This is a genomic window from Staphylococcus sp. GDB20D11A (genome assembly GCF_016893255.1).
GTDB classification, from domain to species: Bacteria; Bacillota; Bacilli; order Staphylococcales; family Staphylococcaceae; genus Staphylococcus; species Staphylococcus aureus.
In genome coordinates, this window is the sequence record NZ_JAFEPJ010000001.1 from 50,015 (window position 1) to 68,412 (window position 18,398).

An 18,398-nucleotide genomic window follows, 5' to 3' on the forward strand; every position below is an offset into this window, starting at 1 on the left:
TTAACTTTATAAGAAGCATTTTTTGGCGAAGAAGATTTATTTAACTTATTGAAAATATTGAAGCTATATTGGGGGGATTATGTATTTATGGAATTGAAAGTCGATGATTTTGTAAGGAATATAAAAAGACCATACTTGACTGTATTGGGAGTATTTGTAGTTGCAGTTTCATTATTTTTTGACGCGATTATGTTTTTCTACGCTAAACTATATGATAAATTGCCTATGTATTTACTGGTGTTTATGGCCTTTACAGCTGTAATTTTGATTATGATGTACATACAAGAGAAAAATGAAAATTACAAAGTTGAAAAAAGATATGTGGTTAGATATCTCACACTTAACGTTATTGTGGGATATACTTTGCCATTGCTTTTTGTATCTATTTACGTTTTTGGTGTAGTCGGTTTTGGATTTGATGTTTTCAATTATTGTCTAGGTATTATCTTGATGTTATTTATTTCTTGGTTAGGTTTATTTTTATTTTATAAAAACGAATTTGATAGTGAAAATCCTAATCCTGCAGTTAATGCCATAGCAATTATTATAAAATTATTTGCTTTTGGAGGAATATTTTATATAAGTCTAATAGTTCCTGTAACACAGCAAGAAGAGATTTTTATAGGGTTAAGTATATTCATCAATATAATTGTTGATGCTCTACTTGTTAGGTCATATTTTAATTACGCGTTATACAAGAGTATTAAGAAAGATATCGAAAATGAAGGTAAGACAATGTAAAGGAAAGACTTAAAAAATAATAGGAGTCTAACCATGATAATTTTTATTTTAATAACAATATTTGCTATTTATTATATAGCTATGATTGCTAGTTTGTTTAAAAGTGAAGGTTTTTCAATAATAGGTTTAATATTAGATGTTGTTATAATGGGGACGTTGATTTTTTACTATTTTATAGGCGCTCGCTTTGTTGATAATGATTTAAGCAACTTTTTAATGTTTATGGATACTGGATCATATATTTTTATGTACTTTGCAATTAAGTGTTTATGGGTGAAACCAAAGGTAGTAAATTATTTGATTGCAAAAGAATTGGGTGAATCTAAAGAGGTCATTGAAGAGCAGGAATTAGATTTACAGACATCAAAGATAAGAGGTATCTACTTTTTCATTATTTCAGTAGTGATGTTAATTATCACTAAATTAAGAATGCAACCTGAGTTACAGGCAGATGCTATATCGATGAATCCTGTATTTATTTTTGTTGGTGTTATAATCATTTTAATTTGGCTAGTACTGGATATATATCGCAAGAAAAAATACGGCATATTCTTATTCAAGACGATAGTGCCATTAGTTGTTACGATTTGGATTATTATAGCTACAATTATACTTTCGTAAATGATTTTTATTAATGGGGAATGTAGAGAACGTTTCTTTGTAATTTTATAATCGAATAACATACAAAATAAAGCGACCAATTTTGCAGTGTTACGAATTGTAAACTGCGAACTGGTCGCTTTTTATTGATGTCATGATTAATTTAATGGATGTAATTATATGATGAAACTTCTGAAGCAGAGATGGTTCTTGATGAAACGATATATTCACCAATCCAGTTCATTTCTGAAATTAGAATACTTCCATCAATATTAACTTTCTCAACGTAGGCTACATGACCAAATGGACCGTTTACTGTTTGTAAAATTGATCCTCGTGTTGGGTGTCTATCTACTTTGAAGCCATTGCTTGAAGCTTGGCCTGCCCAGTTTTTAGCATCTCCCCAAAATGTACTAATCGTGTGTCCATCTTTGGCACGTTTATCAAAGACATACCATGTACATTGTCCAGCAGTATATAAGTTGTTCTTACTTGTGATAAGAGGCTGATCAATGATTTTACCGTTACCTAATGCTAAAGGTTTACCGTCAGCAGTCTTTGCTTTGTCATTAAATTCGGCGATTTGTAATTCGTCATACAATTCGTCTAAATCGATGCCTGTAATAAGCCCTTTGTTATCTTTTGAAAAAGCGTTATTTAATTCATCGTCATTGTCTTCGACATTCGGTATTGCTGGTGTCAAAGGATTGCTTGGTGACGTTTGAGGCGGTGTGTGTGAATCAATTGCGTCATTAATGTGCGTATACTGACCACTTAATGAAGAATGGTACTGATTGTTGTTAAGATCACGTTGATTTGCGTGTTGATCATTGTCGTTTGTACGTGACTGATTTTGATGATTGTTGTTTGGCGCGTTGTTTTTGTCATAAGTATAAGTATACGCGCCGGTGTCTTTATTCACTTTGAACTGTGCGTTTGGGTGTGCTTTCTTTGCTTCTTCTAATGTTTTGCTATCATTCGTGTATGCTTGAGCCGAGTTAGGCGACATACTAAATAAAGTAAGAGTTGTCATCGTCAGTAAAATTGTTTTCTTCATAATAACCATTTAATCCTTTATGTATTTAATTTAATTTTAGTATACACATTTATATTACAAAAATGAATGGTTAATTAAAAATATATGGGTATATTCAATATATTTATTTAAAAAAAAGCTAAAAATACTTAAAAAACTATATACATATACTAATAATTTATATATTATTTGAGTAAGGAGCACTTTTTCAAAAAATAGTGTCCCTAAAAAGTTTTGATAAACTTAAAATATTCAGGAGGTTTCTAGTTATGGCAATGATTAAGATGAGTCCAGAGGAAATCAGAGCAAAATCGCAATCTTACGGGCAAGGTTCAGACCAAATCCGTCAAATTTTATCTGATTTAACACGTGCACAAGGTGAAATTGCAGCGAACTGGGAAGGTCAAGCTTTCAGCCGTTTCGAAGAGCAATTCCAACAACTTAGTCCTAAAGTAGAAAAATTTGCACAATTATTAGAAGAAATTAAACAACAATTGAATAGCACTGCTGATGCCGTTCAAGAGCAAGACCAACAACTTTCTAATAATTTCGGTTTGCAATAAGCATTCTGAAATTGGTAAAGTCACATTTTCTAATGTGGCTTTGCTTATCATTTTTTAAGAAAACAACTGAAAGGAAATAAGCATGAAAAAGAAAAATTGGATTTATGCATTAATTGTCACTTTAATTATTATAATTGCCATAGTTAGTATGATATTTTTTGTTCAAACAAAATATGGAGATCAATCAGAAAAAGGATCCCAAAGTGTAAGTAATAAAAATAATAAAATACATATCGCAATTGTTAACGAGGATCAACCAACGACATATAACGGTAAAAAGGTTGAGCTGGGTCAAGCATTTATTAAAAGGTTAGCAAATGAGAAAAACTATAAATTTGAAACAGTAACAAGAAACGTTGCTGAGTCTGGTTTGAAAAATGGCGGATACCAAGTCATGATTGTTATCCCAGAAAACTTTTCAAAATTGGCAATGCAATTAGACGCTAAAACACCATCGAAAATATCACTACAGTATAAAACAGCTGTAGGACAAAAAGAAGAAGTAGCTAAAAACACAGAAAAAGTTGTAAGTAATGTACTTAACGACTTTAACAAAAACTTAGTCGAAATTTATTTAACAAGCATCATTGATAATTTACATAATGCACAAAAAAATGTTGGCGCTATTATGACGCGTGAACATGGTGTGAATAGTAAATTCTCGAATTACTTATTAAATCCAATTAACGACTTCCCGGAATTATTTACAGATACGCTTGTAAATTCAATTTCTGCAAACAAAGATATTACAAAATGGTTCCAAACATACAATAAATCATTATTGAGTGCGAATTCAGATACGTTCAGAGTGAACACAGATTATAATGTTTCGACTTTAATTGAAAAACAAAATTCATTATTTGACGAGCACAATACAGCGATGGATAAAATGTTACAAGATTATAAATCGCAAAAAGATAGCGTGGAACTTGATAACTATATCAATGCATTAAAACAGATGGACAGCCAAATTGATCAACAATCAAGTATGCAAGATACAGGTAAAGAAGAATATAAACAAACTGTTAAAGAAAACTTAGATAAATTAAGAGAAATCATTCAATCACAAGAGTCACCATTTTCAAAAGGTATGATTGAAGACTATCGTAAGCAATTAACAGAATCACTACAAGATGAGCTTGCAAATAACAAAGACTTACAAGATGCGCTAAATAGCATTAAGATGAACAATGCTCAATTCGCTGAAAACTTAGAGAAACAACTTCATGATGATATTGTCAAAGAACCTGATACAGATACAACATTTATCTATAACATGTCTAAACAAGACTTTGTAGCTGCAGGCTTAAATGAGAATGAAGCTAATAAATACGAAGCAATTGTCAAAGAAGCAAAACGTTATAAAAACGAATATAATTTGAAAAAACCGTTAGCAGAACACATTAATTTAACAGATTACGATAACCAAGTTGCGCAAGACACAAGTAGTTTGATTAATGATGGTGTCAAAGTGCAACGTACTGAAACGATTAAAAGTAATGATATTAATCAATTAACTGTTGCAACAGATCCTCATTTTAATTTTGAAGGTGACATTAAAATTAATGGAAAAAAATATGACATTAAGGATCAAAGTGTCCAACTCGATACATCTAACAAGGAATATAAAGTTGAAGTCAATGGCGTTGCTAAATTGAAAAAGGATGCTGAGAAAGATTTCTTAAAAGATAAAACAATGCATTTACAATTGTTATTTGGACAAGCAAATCGTCAAGATGAACCAAATGATAAGAAAGCAACGAGTGTTGTGGACGTAACATTGAATCATAACCTTGATGGTCGCTTATCGAAAGATGCATTAAGCCAGCAATTGAGTGCATTATCTAGGTTTGATGCACATTATAAAATGTACACAGATACAAAAGGCAGAGAAGATAAACCATTCGACAACAAACGTTTAATTGATATGATGGTTGACCAAGTTATCAATGACATGGAAAGTTTCAAAGACGATAAAGTAGCTGTGTTACATCAAATTGATTCAATGGAAGAAAACTCAGACAAACTGATTGATGACATTTTAAATAACAAAAAGAATACAACCAAAAATAAAGAAGATATTTCTAAGCTGATTGATCAGTTAGAAAACGTTAAAAAGACATTTGCTGAAGAGCCACAAGAACCAAAAATTGATAAAGGCAAAAATGATGAATTTAATACGATGTCTTCAAATTTAGATAAAGAAATTAGTAGAATTTCTGAAAAGAGTACGCAATTGCTATCAGATACACAAGAATCAAAATCAATTGCAGATTCTGTTAGTGGCCAATTAAATCAAGTCGACAATAATGTTAATAAGCTACATGCGACAGGTCGAGCATTAGGCGTAAGAGCGAATGACTTGAACCGTCAAATGGCTAAAAACGATAAAGATAATGAGTTGTTCGCTAAAGAATTTAAAAAAGTATTACAAAATTCTAAAGATGGCGACAGACAAAACCAAGCATTAAAAGCATTTATGAGTAATCCGGTTCAAAAGAAAAACTTAGAAAATGTTTTAGCTAATAATGGTAATACAGACGTGATTTCACCGACATTATTCGTATTATTGATGTATTTACTATCAATGATTACAGCATATATTTTCTATAGTTATGAACGTGCCAAAGGTCAAATGAATTTCATTAAAGATGATTATAGTAGTAAAAACCATCTTTGGAATAATGTCATTACGTCAGGTGTTATTGGTACAACTGGTTTGGTAGAAGGATTAATTGTTGGTTTAATTGCAATGAATAAGTTCCATGTATTAGCTGGCTATAGAGCGAAATTCATCTTAATGGTGATTTTAACTATGATGGTCTTTGTACTTATTAATACGTATTTACTAAGACAGGTAAAATCTATCGGTATGTTCTTAATGATTGCTGCATTGGGTCTATACTTTGTAGCTATGAATAATTTGAAAGCGGCTGGACAAGGTGTGACTAATAAAATTTCACCATTGTCTTATATCGATAACATGTTCTTCAATTATTTAAATGCAGAGCATCCTATAGGCTTGGCGCTAGTAATATTAACAGTACTTGTGATTATTGGCTTTGTACTGAACATGTTTATAAAACACTTTAAGAAAGAGAGATTAATCTAATGTTGATGAATAGCGTGATTGCTTTAACTTTTTTAACAGCATCTAGCAATAATGGCGGACTTAATATTGACGTGCAACAAGAAGAGGAAAAGCGAATCAATAATGATTTAAATCAATATGATACAACGCTATTTAATAAAGACAGCAAAGCGGTTAATGATGCGATTGCTAAGCAGAAAAAAGAACGACAACAACAAATAAAAAATGATATGTTTCAAAATCAAGCGAGTCACTCGACTCGCTTGAATGAAACTAAAAAAGTGTTATTTTCCAAATCTAACTTAGAAAAGACTTCGGAGAGTGATAAAAGCCCCTATATTCAAAACAAGCAGGAGAAAAAAATATTCCCGTACATTTTGATGTCTGTAGGGGCTTTTTTGACTTTAGGATTTGTCATTTTTTCAATTCATAAAGGGAGACGAACGAAAAATGAATCAGCACGTAAAAGTAACATTTGATTTTACTAATTATAATTACGGCACATATGACTTAGCAGTACCAGCATATTTACCGATAAAAAACTTAATAGCTTTAGTATTGGATAGTTTGGACATTTCAATATTTGATGTCAATACACAAATTAAAGTGATGACGAAAGGTCAATTACTTGTTGAAAATGATCGACTCATTGATTATCAAATCGCTGATGGAGATATTTTGAAGTTACTATAGGAGGAAAAATAGATGGTTAAAAATCATAACCCTAAAAATGAAATGCAAGATATGTTAACGCCTTTAGATGCTGAAGAAGCAGCTAAAACAAAATTACGCTTAGATATGAGAGAGATTCCTAAGTCTTCAATTAAACCAGAACATTTTCATTTAATGTACTTATTAGAACAACATTCTCCATATTTTATAGATGCTGAATTAACTGAACTACGTGACAGTTTCCAAATACATTATGACATTAATGACAATCATACACCTTTTGATAATATTAAATCATTTACTAAAAATGAAAAATTACGTTACTTACTCAATATCAAAAATTTAGAAGAAGTAAATCGTACACGCTACACATTTGTGTTGGCACCAGATGAATTATTTTTCACAAGAGATGGATTACCAATTGCTAAAACAAGAGGGTTACAAAATGTTGTTGATCCATTACCTGTGTCAGAAGCTGAATTTTTAACAAGATATAAAGCACTAGTTATCTGTGCATTCAATGAGAAACAATCATTTGATGCTTTAGTTGAAGGAAACTTAGAACTACATAAAGGAACGCCATTTGAAACTAAAGTTATTGAAGCGGCAACGTTAGATTTACTAACGGCATTTTTAGATGAACAGTATCAGAAACAAGAACAAGATTATAGTCAAAATTATGCATATGTACGCAAAGTAGGACATACCGTTTTCAAATGGGTTGCTATCGGTATGACAACGTTAAGTGTTTTATTAATTGCATTCTTAGCCTTTTTATATTTTTCAGTAATGAAGCATAATGAGCGCATTGAAAAAGGATACCAAGCATTTGTAAAGGATGATTATACGCAAGTACTAAATACGTATGATGATTTAGATGGTAAAAAATTAGATAAAGAAGCACTTTACATTTATGCCAAAAGTTATATCCAAACAAATAAACAAGGTTTAGAAAAAGATAAGAAAGAAAATTTACTTAATAACGTGACACCAAATTCAAACAAAGACTACTTATTATATTGGATGGAATTAGGACAAGGACATCTTGATGAAGCGATTAATATAGCCACTTATTTAGATGATAACGATATTACAAAGTTAGCGTTGATTAATAAATTAAATGAGATTAAAAATAACGGAGATTTATCGAATGATAAACGTTCTGAAGAAACGAAAAAGTATAACGATAAATTGCAAGATATTTTAGACAAAGAAAAACAAGTTAAAGATGAAAAAGCGAAATCTGAAGAAGAGAAAGCAAAAGCAAAAGATGAGAAATTAAAGCAACAAGAAGAGAACGAAAAGAAACAAAAAGAACAAGCACAAAAAGATAAAGAAAAACGCCAAGAAGCTGAAAGAAAAAAATAGTATAGGACTGAGGCAAAGACAATGCATAAATTGATTATAAAATATAACAAACAATTGAAGATGCTCAATTTGCGAGATGGTAAGACATATACTATTAGCGAAGACGAGCGTGCAGATATTACGTTGAAATCGTTAGGCGAAGTCATTCATTTAGAACAAAATAATCAAGGTACTTGGCAAGCGAATCATACTTCTATTAATAAGGTGCTTGTTAGAAAAGGTGACCTTGATGACATTACATTACAGCTTTATACAGAAGCTGATTATGCATCATTTGCGTATCCTTCAATTCAAGATACGATGACAATTGGACCAAATGCGTATGATGATATGGTTATTCAAAGCTTGATGAATGCCATCATTATTAAAGATTTTCAATCAATACAAGAATCACAATACGTACGCATTGTGCACGATAAAAATACAGATGTGTATATTAACTATGAACTACAAGAGCAACTAACGAACAAAGCTTACATTGGTGATCATATTTATGTTGAAGGGATATGGCTCGAAGTACAAGCTGATGGTTTAAATGTATTGAGTCAGAATACAGTGGCATCGTCATTAATTCGCTTAACACAAGAGATGCCACATGCACAGGCAGATGATTACAATACGTACCATCGTTCGCCAAGGATTATTCACCGTGAACCGACCGATGATATTAAGATTGAAAGACCGCCACAGCCAATACAGAAGAACAATACAGTGATATGGCGTTCCATTATACCGCCATTAGTAATGATTGCTTTAACTGTTGTCATCTTTTTAGTGAGACCAATTGGTATTTATATTTTAATGATGATTGGTATGAGTACAGTAACGATAGTATTTGGTATTACAACGTATTTCTCTGAAAAGAAAAAGTATAACAAAGATGTTGAAAAACGAGAGAAAGATTACAAAGCTTATTTGGATAATAAATCTAAAGAAATTAATAAAGCGATTAAAGCACAACGTTTTAGTTTGAATTACCATTATCCAACGGTTGCTGAAATTAAAGATATCGTTGAAACGAAAGCACCAAGAATATATGAAAAAACATCGCATCATCACGATTTTTTACATTATAAGTTAGGTATTGCGAATGTAGAAAAGTCATTCAAATTAGATTACCAAGAAGAAGAATTTAACCAACGTCGTGATGAACTATTCGACGATGCTAAAGAATTGTATGAATTTTACACAGATGTAGAACAAGCACCATTAATCAATGATTTAAATCATGGGCCAATTGCATATATTGGTGCACGACATCTCATTTTAGAAGAATTGGAGAAAATGCTAATCCAATTGTCAACGTTCCATAGTTATCACGATTTAGAGTTTCTATTTGTGACACGTGAAGATGAAGTTGAAACATTGAAATGGGCACGTTGGTTGCCACATATGACATTGAGAGGTCAAAACATTAGAGGGTTTGTTTACAATCAACGAACGCGTGACCAAATTTTAACGTCAATTTATAGCATGATCAAAGAACGTATCCAAGCTGTGCGTGAACGCAGCAGAAGTAATGAGCAAATTATTTTCACACCGCAATTAGTGTTTGTCATTACAGATATGTCATTAATTATTGATCATGTCATTTTAGAATATGTAAACCAAGATTTATCAGAATATGGTATTTCATTAATCTTTGTTGAAGATGTGATTGAAAGTTTGCCAGAGCATGTAGATACCATTATTGATATCAAGTCTCGTACTGAAGGCGAACTGATTACGAAAGAAAAAGAATTAGTTCAATTGAAATTTACACCTGAAAATATTGATAACGTCGATAAAGAATATATCGCGCGACGTTTGGCGAATTTGATACACGTCGAACATTTGAAAAATGCAATTCCTGATAGTATTACATTTTTAGAGATGTATAACGTGAAAGAAGTAGATCAGCTTGATGTGGTTAATCGATGGAGACAAAACGAAACATACAAAACGATGGCAGTACCTTTAGGTGTAAGAGGTAAAGATGATATTTTATCATTGAACTTACATGAAAAAGCACACGGGCCACATGGTTTAGTTGCTGGTACCACTGGTTCAGGGAAATCTGAGATTATCCAATCATACATTTTATCTTTAGCTATTAATTTTCACCCTCATGAAGTTGCGTTCCTATTGATTGACTATAAAGGTGGGGGCATGGCGAACTTATTTAAAGATTTAGTCCATTTAGTTGGTACGATTACAAACTTAGATGGCGATGAAGCGATGCGTGCCTTAACATCAATCAAAGCCGAATTGAGAAAACGTCAGCGTTTATTCGGAGAGCATGATGTTAACCATATTAATCAATACCATAAGTTATTTAAAGAAGGTGTTGCGACAGAACCAATGCCACATTTATTCATTATTTCCGATGAGTTTGCCGAATTAAAATCAGAACAACCTGATTTTATGAAAGAACTTGTATCAACGGCACGTATTGGACGTTCGTTAGGTATTCATTTAATACTTGCGACACAAAAACCATCGGGTGTTGTTGATGACCAAATTTGGTCTAACTCTAAATTTAAATTGGCATTAAAAGTACAAGATAGACAAGACAGTAATGAAATTTTAAAAACACCAGATGCAGCAGACATTACATTACCAGGTCGTGCGTATTTACAAGTTGGTAATAATGAAATTTATGAATTGTTCCAATCTGCATGGAGTGGAGCAACATATGACATCGAAGGCGATAAATTAGAAGTTGAAGATAAGACGATTTACATGATTAATGACTATGGTCAACTTCAAGCAATCAACAAAGACTTGAGTGGACTTGAAGATGAAGAAACGAAAGAAAATCAAACTGAGTTAGAAGCGGTTATCGATCATATCGAATCTATTACAACGAGATTAGAAATTGAAGAAGTTAAGCGTCCATGGTTACCACCATTGCCAGAAAATGTATATCAAGAAGATTTAGTAGAAACAGATTTCAGAAAATTATGGTCAGATGATGCAAAAGAAGTGGAATTAACATTAGGACTTAAAGACGTACCAGAAGAACAATATCAAGGGCCTATGGTATTACAATTGAAAAAAGCTGGTCACATCGCGTTAATCGGAAGTCCAGGATATGGTAGAACAACGTTCTTACACAACATTATTTTCGATGTTGCAAGACACCATCGTCCTGATCAAGCACACATGTACTTGTTCGATTTCGGTACCAATGGTTTGATGCCAGTCACAGACATACCACATGTCGCTGATTACTTTACAGTAGATCAAGAAGACAAGATTGCGAAGGCGATACGTATATTTAATGATGAAATTGATCGGCGTAAGAAGATTTTAAGTCAGTATCGTGTCACTAGTATTTCTGAATATCGAAAATTAACTGGTGAAACAATTCCGCATGTCTTTATTCTTATTGATAACTTTGACGCAGTAAAAGGTTCACCTTTCCAAGAAGTTTTTGAAAATATGATGATTAAAATGACACGTGAAGGGCTAGCATTAGACATGCAAGTAACCTTAACCGCCTCAAGAGCTAACGCTATGAAAACACCAATGTACATTAATATGAAAACGCGTATCGCCATGTTTTTATATGATAAATCAGAGGTGTCGAACGTAGTAGGACAGCAAAAATTTGCGGTTAAAGATGTAGTGGGTCGAGCATTGTTAAGTAGTGATGACAACGTATCATTCCATATTGGCCAACCATTTAAACATGATGAGACCAAATCATATAATGATCAAATTAATGATGAAGTATCGGCGATGACAGAATTTTATAAAGGTGAAACACCAAGTGATATTCCTATGATGCCAGATGAAATTAAATATGAAGATTACAGAGAATCATTAAGCTTACCGGATATAGTTGCCAATGGTGCTTTACCAATTGGATTAGATTATGAAGGTGTTACACTACAAAAAATTAAATTAACTGAACCAGCAATGATTTCATCAGAAAATCCGAGAGAAATTGCGCATATTGCTGAAATTATGATGAAAGAAATTGACATATTAAATGAAAAATATGCGATTTGTATCGCAGACTCAAGTGGAGAGTTTAAAGCTTATAGGCATCAAGTGGCTAACTTTGCCGAAGAAAGAGAAGACATTAAAGCGATTCATCAACTAATGATTGAAGACTTAAAACAAAGAGAAATGGACGGTCCGTTTGAAAAAGATTCACTTTACATTATCAATGATTTTAAAACATTTATTGATTGCACGTATATTCCGGAAGATGATGTTAAAAAACTTATTACAAAAGGACCAGAACTTGGCTTGAACATTTTATTTGTCGGCATTCATAAAGAATTAATAGATGCTTATGATAAACAGATTGATGTTGCACGTAAAATGATTAACCAATTTAGTATAGGTATTCGTATTTCAGACCAACAATTCTTTAAATTTAGATTTATTCAACGAGAACCTGTTATTAAAGAAAACGAAGCATATATGGTCGCAAACCAAGCTTATCAAAAGATTAGATGGTTTAAATAGCAATGAATTAAATAGGAGGGAGGTATGTTATGAATTTTAATGATATTGAAACAATGGTTAAGTCGAAATTTAAAGATATAAAAAAGCATGCTGAAGAGATTGCGCATGAAATTGAAGTTCGTTCTGGATATTTAAGAAAAGCTGAACAATATAAGCGATTAGAATTTAATTTGAGTTTTGCGCTAGATGATATTGAAAGCACAGCAAAGGACGTACAAACTGCAAAATCTAGTGCTAATAAGGACAGTGTAACTGTTAAGGGAAAGGCGCCCAATACGTTATATATTGAAAAAAGAAATTTGATGAAACAAAAGCTTGAAATGTTGGGTGAAGATATCGATAAAAATAAAGAATCCCTCCAAAAAGCTAAGGAAATTGCTGGCGAAAAGGCAAGTGAATATTTTAATAAAGCAATGAATTAATATTGAGGTGAAGATATGGGTGGATATAAAGGTATTAAAGCAGATGGTGGCAAGGTTGATCAAGCGAAACAATTAGCGGCAAAAACAGCTAAAGATATTGAAGCATGTCAAAAGCAAACGCAACAGCTCGCTGAGTATATCGAAGGTAGTGATTGGGAAGGACAGTTCGCCAATAAGGTGAAAGATGTGTTACTCATTATGGCAAAGTTTCAAGAAGAATTAGTACAACCGATGGCTGACCATCAAAAAGCAATTGATAACTTAAGTCAAAATCTAGCGAAATACGATACATTATCAATTAAGCAAGGGCTTGATAGGGTGAACCCATGATGAAAGATGTTAAGCGAATAGATTATTTTTCTTACGAAGAATTAACAATTTTAGGTGGTAGTAAATTGCCTCTCGTAAATTTTGAATTGTTTGATCCATCAAATTTTGAAGAAGCTAAAGCTGCTTTAATTGAAAAGGAATTAGTAACAGAGAATGACAAGTTAACTGATGCAGGTTTTAAAGTGGCTACATTAGTAAGAGAGTATATTAGCGCAATTGTAAATATTCGAATTAATGATATGTATTTTGCACCATTTAGCTATGAAAAAGATGAATATATTTTGTTAAGCCGGTTTAAAAATAATGGGTTTCAAATACGAATTATAAATAAAGACATTGCATGGTGGTCGATTGTACAATCATATCCTTTATTAATGAGACAAGAAAAGTCCAATGATTGGGACTTTAAACAAATTGACGATGAAACATTGGAGAACTTAAATAATGAAAGTATCGATACGATTGGGCGTGTGTTAGAAATTGAAATATACAATCATCAAGGTGACCCTCAACAAAGTTTATATAACATTTATGAACAAAATGATTTGCTACTCATTCGATACCCATTAAAAGATAAAGTACTGAATGTTCATATTGGCGTCATTAATACATTTATACGAGAATTATTTGGATTCAATACTGATGAAAATCATATTAATAAAGCAGAGGAGTAATGACGTTGAGTGGAAAAATTAGTGTTAAAGCTGAAACGATTGCACATGTTGTAAAAGAATTGGAAAGCATTAGTCAAAAGTATGATGAAATAGCTCAAAACTTTGGGAAAATAGCGCAATTAAATTACTACAGTAGTGAAAAAGCTGCACATTCTATGGAAAATGGCTATAGTAGTGCTGCAACAGTCATTAGTGGTCTCAAAGGTCCATTGAGTACACTCGGTGGTGGCGTCATGAATTCAGCACAAAAATTCTTTGAAGCAGATGAACATTGGGGTACGGAATTTGCCAAGCTTTACTATAATATTGAGGGATAGGTGCATGACATGACAAAAGATATTGAATATCTAACAGCTGATTATGACAATGAAAAGTCATCTATCCAAAGTGTAATAGATGCAATAGAGGGTCAAGACTTCTTAGATGTAGATACAACAATGGATGATGCGGTAAGTGATGTCAGTTCTTTAGACGAAGATGGCGCAATATCATTAACAAGTAGTGTAGTAGGTCCACAAGGATCTAAATTAATGGGGTATTATCAAAATGAGCTATATGATTATGCATCTCAATTAGATTCGAAAATGAAAGAAATTATTGACACGCCATTTATAGAAGATATAGATAAAGCATTCAAAGGTATAACGAATGTTAAATTGGAAAATATATTAATAAAAAATGGCGGAGGTCATGGTAGAGATACCTATGGGGCTTCTGGGAAAATTGCAAAGGGAGATGCCAAGAAAAGTGACAGCGATGTTTATAGCATCGATGAAATATTAAAATCGGATCAAGAATTTGTAAAAGTAATTGATCAGCATTACAAAGAAATGAAAAAAGAAGATAAGAAATTATCTAAGAGTGATTTTGAAAAAATGATGACTCAGGGTGCTTCTTGTGATTACATGACAGTAGCTGAAGCGGAAGAGATAGAGGAGCAAAAGAAAAAAGAATTGGCAGTTGATATTTTAGCGGGTGTCGGAATTATAGCTTTAACTATAGTCAACCCTGTCGCAGGTGCAGTAGCAGCAGGTGCATATACCGCTTATTCAGCAGCCAATGCAGCCACAGGAAAAAATATTATAACTGGAAGAAAGCTATCTAAAGAAGAACGAATCATGGAAGGACTTTCGCTTATTCCATTGCCAGGTATGGGCTTCCTCAAAGGTGCTGGGAAAAGTTTAATGAAATTAGGCTTCAAAGGCGGAGAAAAATTTGCAGTTAAAACAGGATTGCAAAAGACAATGCAACAAGCAGTTAGTCGTATTTCACCTAAAATGGGAATGATGAAAAACAGTGTGTTGAATCAATCTCGTAACTTTGCTCAAAATACTCATGTTGGACAAATGCTGAGTAACATGCGTGGTCAAGCAACTTATACTGTTCAACAAAGTAGAAATTGGATTGGACAACAAGCACAAAATGTCAAACGAATAGTGAATAATGGACTTGATAAAGAATTTGTAATTCCATCTAAACAACAGCTTGCATCGGCGGGAATAGGCGGTATAAACTTTGCTGAAACAACTACTTTGAGAAACATGGGTCAAAACATGAAACGTGCTGTTACACCACAAAATCACGTGACACATGGTCCAAAAGATAGTATGGTGAGAAGTGAAGGCAAACATAGTGTAAGTAGCCATGAAATTAATTCATCAAAATATGTTGAATCACCAAACTACACCAAGGTTAAATATGGAGAGCAATATGCAAGACTTAGACCTAAGAAACTAAAGGCGAATATTGAATATACAACGCCTAATGGTCACATATATCGGACTGATCATAAAGGGCGCATAAAAGAAGTTTATGTAGACAATCTCTCTCTAAAAGATGGAGATCGTAATAACTATGCACAAAAAACTGTAGGTGGAGAGGATAGATTACCAGACGATGATGGAGGTCATTTAATTGCTAGAATGTTTGGTGGGTCAAAAGACATAGATAACCTTGTGGCACAAAGTAAATTTATCAACCGTTCATTTAAGGAAAATGGACAATGGTATAATATTGAGAAAGAGTGGAAAAATGCTATTAATTCTGGAAAGGAAGTAAAAAATATTAAAATGGAAGTTAAATATAGTGGTAATAGTAAAAGACCAACCGAATTTTTGGTTGAATATATAGTTAATGGAAAAGAAATATCGAAGTCAATAAAAAATATATAGGAGCGATAACATGACTTTTGAAGAAAATTTAAGTAAAATGTACAATGAAATTGCAAATGAGATCAGTGGGATGATACCAGTAGAGTGGGAAAAGGTATATACAATTGCTTATGTAGATGATGAAGGTGGAGAGGTCGTTTTTAATTATACTAAACCTGGAAGTGAAGAATTGAATTATTATTCAGATATTCCTAAAGATTGCAATGTCTCAAAAGATTTATTTAAGAATTCATGGTATAAAGTTTATCGAATGTTTGATGAGTTAAGAGAAGTTTTTAAAAAAGAAGATTTAGAACCGTGGACATCATGTGAATTTGACTTTACAAGAGAGGGGAATTTGAAAGTATCATTTGATTATATAGATTGGATTAAATTAGGTTTTGGCCCATCTGGAAAGGAAAACTACTATATGTATAAAAAGTTTGGTGTTTTACCAGAAATGGAATATGAAATGGAAGAAATTCGAGAAGTAGAGAAATATGTTAAAGAACAAGAAGAGTAATTCGATAATAGACAATCTTAATGTAAGACTAAACAATAAAGCTTTGTTTAGTCTTTTTTGGCGGTTAAGTAAAAAGCAATAGAGAATATAAAGTTGATACTCATCAAATAATAATATAAAGGTAATTTTAGGTTTTCATACTTTTAATCGAAAAGAATCTAAGTATATAGCTTTAAATACGTAATATGCTATTACAAAATCAATGTATAGGAGATAGATATGACTACTAAGGAAAATATAGACATTCTTCGAAAGCCAGGTGCACAAGCCTTAAGTTTAGCATCATTATTTATGATACTTTTTTCATGTCTAACTTTCTTTTTTGGTTTAGATTATAAAAGGTTTCCAAATTATTTAAAGATAACGACAATTATAGAATTAATAATTATCATAATTAGTTTACTTCAATGGATTAGATTTATAGATTTCGAAAAGGAAAGCGCACAGAAATATAAAAAAATATATGCCCGATTTTTAGTTGTTATAAATGTGCTAACTACTATCACTGCAGTATTTGCAACATGTAACCTTTATTATTTTGTTGCTGTACAAAATCATTATGACCTATTCAATTATTGGTTGATGGGTACGATTTCAATCATAATTAGTTATTTGTTATTAGTAATTGGCGGAATGTTCACGTTATTAAAATTACCTAAAGTAACAAAACGTTGGGGTGGTAAAACTAAAACCCATTTTGGTTTATTATTAACTGCGTTGAGCGCATTTATATATATTGAAAGAATTATCGAATATATATTGGTGCCCAATGTCGTAGAATCCAAGTTTGTCATAATGGTAAGTATCATTATTATTGCTTGTACACAATTTGTAGCCTTTCAATTTATTATGCAATACAGTAGATTCTATATTTTTGAATTAAACACAGAAGATGATGACTAAATGATTTTGTAAATTACTATTGGAGTATACTTATATAAAAAATCAACTTCAACGTATATCACCATATTATTTTATACTCAATGATGTGAATGGATTTAAATGGATCGATATTAAAGTAAAAGTTATGGAATATTGAGGTGCGAATATGGAGTTCTTATTATTAATTGTCGTAGCTGGACTGTATTATATTATATATTTAACTGCTGTGATGTATTCTGAAAAAATAGTAGTATTGCCTATAATCATCTATGCCATTGTGTTTGTAGTAATTGGTATCACTTATATTTTTATAGGTGACAGCTATGATCAGTTAACAAATTTCAATGTGATTTTGTATATGGGGAGTTTGTTTTATGCATGGATGGCTTTTAGAAATCTTTGGAACAGACCACTATTACTAAAATATAAGAACATTACAGATAGTTCAAGTGGAATAGTTAATAAATCTGAATACAATTCAGTTGAAAGCTTACGTATAAACATTGAAATAGCTAAGTATAAAGGGATTATTTCTTTGATAGTAGCTATAGTACTAACGGTATTAATGACATTAAAGTCAACACCTCAAATCACTGCAGAAACACGTGACTTAAGTATCTCATTTTTCATACTCGGCTTATTTATCATTATAATATTTGCAGTTTGGGATTTGATTATTAGAGTTAGAAAGGGAACGTTTGCTTTTGTTGTAATAAGGCCAATATTATTTAGTTGCTGGTTATTTATTTTGAATATGATTTTATCAAGATTATTATAATGATAAGAAGTTGAATAAATTGTAATGTGAAAAATCATTGAGAATTTCAATTATTGTAACAATAGTTTCAGTTATTTTAGTTTCATTAGTTTATTTAGGTTTAAAAT

Annotated in this window: 17 protein-coding genes; 16 read left to right on the top strand and 1 reads right to left on the bottom strand. The window is 31.9% G+C overall.

Annotated elements, in window-relative coordinates; all coding sequences use genetic code 11:
* The first annotated feature begins 87 nt into the window (after positions 1-87).
* Positions 88-741, top strand: a complete 654-nt coding sequence (locus tag JV528_RS00235) for a DUF5079 family protein (protein WP_000421232.1) — start codon at positions 88-90, stop codon at positions 739-741.
* Between the two features lie 33 nt (positions 742-774).
* Entirely contained in the window at positions 775-1,362 is a 588-nt protein-coding gene (locus JV528_RS00240) for a DUF5080 family protein (protein WP_000583202.1), read from the top strand.
* Positions 1,363-1,504: 142 nt separating this feature from the next.
* Here the strand turns inward: JV528_RS00240 and JV528_RS00245 are convergent, their stop codons facing one another.
* Positions 1,505-2,398, bottom strand: a complete 894-nt coding sequence (locus JV528_RS00245) for a CHAP domain-containing protein (RefSeq protein ID WP_000751198.1) — start codon at positions 2,396-2,398, stop codon at positions 1,505-1,507.
* 248 nt (positions 2,399-2,646) lie between these two features.
* Here JV528_RS00245 and esxA point away from each other — a divergent pair, with 248 nt between their 5' ends.
* From esxA to JV528_RS00315, 14 genes are all read left to right on the top strand, one after another.
* A complete protein-coding gene (gene esxA, locus JV528_RS00250; RefSeq protein ID WP_001240826.1) occupies positions 2,647-2,940 on the top strand; it encodes a WXG100 family type VII secretion effector EsxA in 294 nt (97 codons plus the stop codon).
* Positions 2,941-3,022: 82 nt separating this feature from the next.
* Positions 3,023-6,052: a type VII secretion protein EsaA gene (gene esaA, locus JV528_RS00255; protein ID WP_069993996.1), complete on the top strand. Its 3,030-nt coding sequence runs from the start codon at positions 3,023-3,025 to the stop codon at positions 6,050-6,052.
* Complete coding sequence (gene essA / locus JV528_RS00260; RefSeq protein ID WP_000928935.1) at positions 6,052-6,510, top strand: type VII secretion protein EssA; 459 nt, start codon at positions 6,052-6,054, stop codon at positions 6,508-6,510. The genes esaA and essA overlap by 1 nt, the downstream gene beginning before the upstream one ends.
* Positions 6,482-6,724, top strand: coding sequence for a type VII secretion protein EsaB (gene esaB / locus JV528_RS00265; protein ID WP_001071606.1), 243 nt, complete (start codon positions 6,482-6,484; stop codon positions 6,722-6,724). Before essA ends, esaB begins: the two co-directional genes overlap by 29 nt.
* Before the next feature lie 12 nt (positions 6,725-6,736).
* Complete coding sequence (gene essB, locus JV528_RS00270; protein ID WP_000240338.1) at positions 6,737-8,071, top strand: type VII secretion protein EssB; 1,335 nt, start codon at positions 6,737-6,739, stop codon at positions 8,069-8,071.
* 21 nt (positions 8,072-8,092) lie between these two features.
* Positions 8,093-12,532, top strand: a complete 4,440-nt coding sequence (gene essC / locus JV528_RS00275; protein WP_204254800.1) for a type VII secretion protein EssC — start codon at positions 8,093-8,095, stop codon at positions 12,530-12,532.
* Positions 12,533-12,561: 29 nt separating this feature from the next.
* Positions 12,562-12,954 carry a type VII secretion substrate EsaC gene (gene esaC / locus JV528_RS00280; protein ID WP_001010289.1) on the top strand — a complete coding sequence of 131 codons (393 nt, stop codon included), beginning with the start codon at positions 12,562-12,564 and terminating at the stop codon, positions 12,952-12,954.
* A gap of 15 nt (positions 12,955-12,969) precedes the next feature.
* Complete coding sequence (gene esxB / locus JV528_RS00285; RefSeq protein WP_000509668.1) at positions 12,970-13,284, top strand: WXG100 family type VII secretion effector EsxB; 315 nt, start codon at positions 12,970-12,972, stop codon at positions 13,282-13,284.
* Positions 13,284-13,958, top strand: coding sequence for a DUF5081 family protein (locus tag JV528_RS00290; protein ID WP_000655877.1), 675 nt, complete (start codon positions 13,284-13,286; stop codon positions 13,956-13,958). The genes esxB and JV528_RS00290 overlap by 1 nt, the downstream gene beginning before the upstream one ends.
* Positions 13,958-14,275: a type VII secretion system extracellular protein EsxD gene (gene esxD / locus JV528_RS00295; protein ID WP_000175722.1), complete on the top strand. Its 318-nt coding sequence runs from the start codon at positions 13,958-13,960 to the stop codon at positions 14,273-14,275. The genes JV528_RS00290 and esxD overlap by 1 nt, the downstream gene beginning before the upstream one ends.
* Before the next feature lie 9 nt (positions 14,276-14,284).
* The gene (locus JV528_RS00300) at positions 14,285-16,129 is read left to right on the top strand and encodes a DNA/RNA non-specific endonuclease (RefSeq protein WP_000159021.1); all 1,845 of its coding nucleotides are present in this window, start codon (positions 14,285-14,287) and stop codon (positions 16,127-16,129) included.
* Between the two features lie 10 nt (positions 16,130-16,139).
* Positions 16,140-16,631 carry an antitoxin YezG family protein gene (locus JV528_RS00305; RefSeq protein WP_000142165.1) on the top strand — a complete coding sequence of 164 codons (492 nt, stop codon included), beginning with the start codon at positions 16,140-16,142 and terminating at the stop codon, positions 16,629-16,631.
* Between the two features lie 219 nt (positions 16,632-16,850).
* Positions 16,851-17,534 carry a DUF5079 family protein gene (locus tag JV528_RS00310; RefSeq protein ID WP_000208397.1) on the top strand — a complete coding sequence of 228 codons (684 nt, stop codon included), beginning with the start codon at positions 16,851-16,853 and terminating at the stop codon, positions 17,532-17,534.
* Between the two features lie 145 nt (positions 17,535-17,679).
* Positions 17,680-18,291, top strand: a complete 612-nt coding sequence (locus JV528_RS00315; RefSeq protein WP_000394916.1) for a DUF5080 family protein — start codon at positions 17,680-17,682, stop codon at positions 18,289-18,291.
* Positions 18,292-18,398 lie beyond the last annotated feature (107 nt).

Bases quoted from the DNA above. Each gene is read 5' to 3' on its own strand.
- JV528_RS00235 (WP_000421232.1), top strand. From the start codon at position 88: ATGGAATTGAAAGTCGATGATTTTGTAAGGAATATAAAAAGACCATAC.
- JV528_RS00240 (WP_000583202.1), top strand. From the start codon at position 775: ATGATAATTTTTATTTTAATAACAATATTTGCTATTTATTATATAGCT.
- JV528_RS00245 (WP_000751198.1), bottom strand. From the start codon at position 2,398: ATGAAGAAAACAATTTTACTGACGATGACAACTCTTACTTTATTTAGT.
- esxA (WP_001240826.1), top strand. From the start codon at position 2,647: ATGGCAATGATTAAGATGAGTCCAGAGGAAATCAGAGCAAAATCGCAA.
- esaA (WP_069993996.1), top strand. From the start codon at position 3,023: ATGAAAAAGAAAAATTGGATTTATGCATTAATTGTCACTTTAATTATT.
- essA (WP_000928935.1), top strand. From the start codon at position 6,052: ATGTTGATGAATAGCGTGATTGCTTTAACTTTTTTAACAGCATCTAGC.
- esaB (WP_001071606.1), top strand. From the start codon at position 6,482: ATGAATCAGCACGTAAAAGTAACATTTGATTTTACTAATTATAATTAC.
- essB (WP_000240338.1), top strand. From the start codon at position 6,737: ATGGTTAAAAATCATAACCCTAAAAATGAAATGCAAGATATGTTAACG.
- essC (WP_204254800.1), top strand. From the start codon at position 8,093: ATGCATAAATTGATTATAAAATATAACAAACAATTGAAGATGCTCAAT.
- esaC (WP_001010289.1), top strand. From the start codon at position 12,562: ATGAATTTTAATGATATTGAAACAATGGTTAAGTCGAAATTTAAAGAT.
- esxB (WP_000509668.1), top strand. From the start codon at position 12,970: ATGGGTGGATATAAAGGTATTAAAGCAGATGGTGGCAAGGTTGATCAA.
- JV528_RS00290 (WP_000655877.1), top strand. From the start codon at position 13,284: ATGAAAGATGTTAAGCGAATAGATTATTTTTCTTACGAAGAATTAACA.
- esxD (WP_000175722.1), top strand. From the start codon at position 13,958: ATGACGTTGAGTGGAAAAATTAGTGTTAAAGCTGAAACGATTGCACAT.
- JV528_RS00300 (WP_000159021.1), top strand. From the start codon at position 14,285: ATGACAAAAGATATTGAATATCTAACAGCTGATTATGACAATGAAAAG.
- JV528_RS00305 (WP_000142165.1), top strand. From the start codon at position 16,140: ATGACTTTTGAAGAAAATTTAAGTAAAATGTACAATGAAATTGCAAAT.
- JV528_RS00310 (WP_000208397.1), top strand. From the start codon at position 16,851: ATGACTACTAAGGAAAATATAGACATTCTTCGAAAGCCAGGTGCACAA.
- JV528_RS00315 (WP_000394916.1), top strand. From the start codon at position 17,680: ATGGAGTTCTTATTATTAATTGTCGTAGCTGGACTGTATTATATTATA.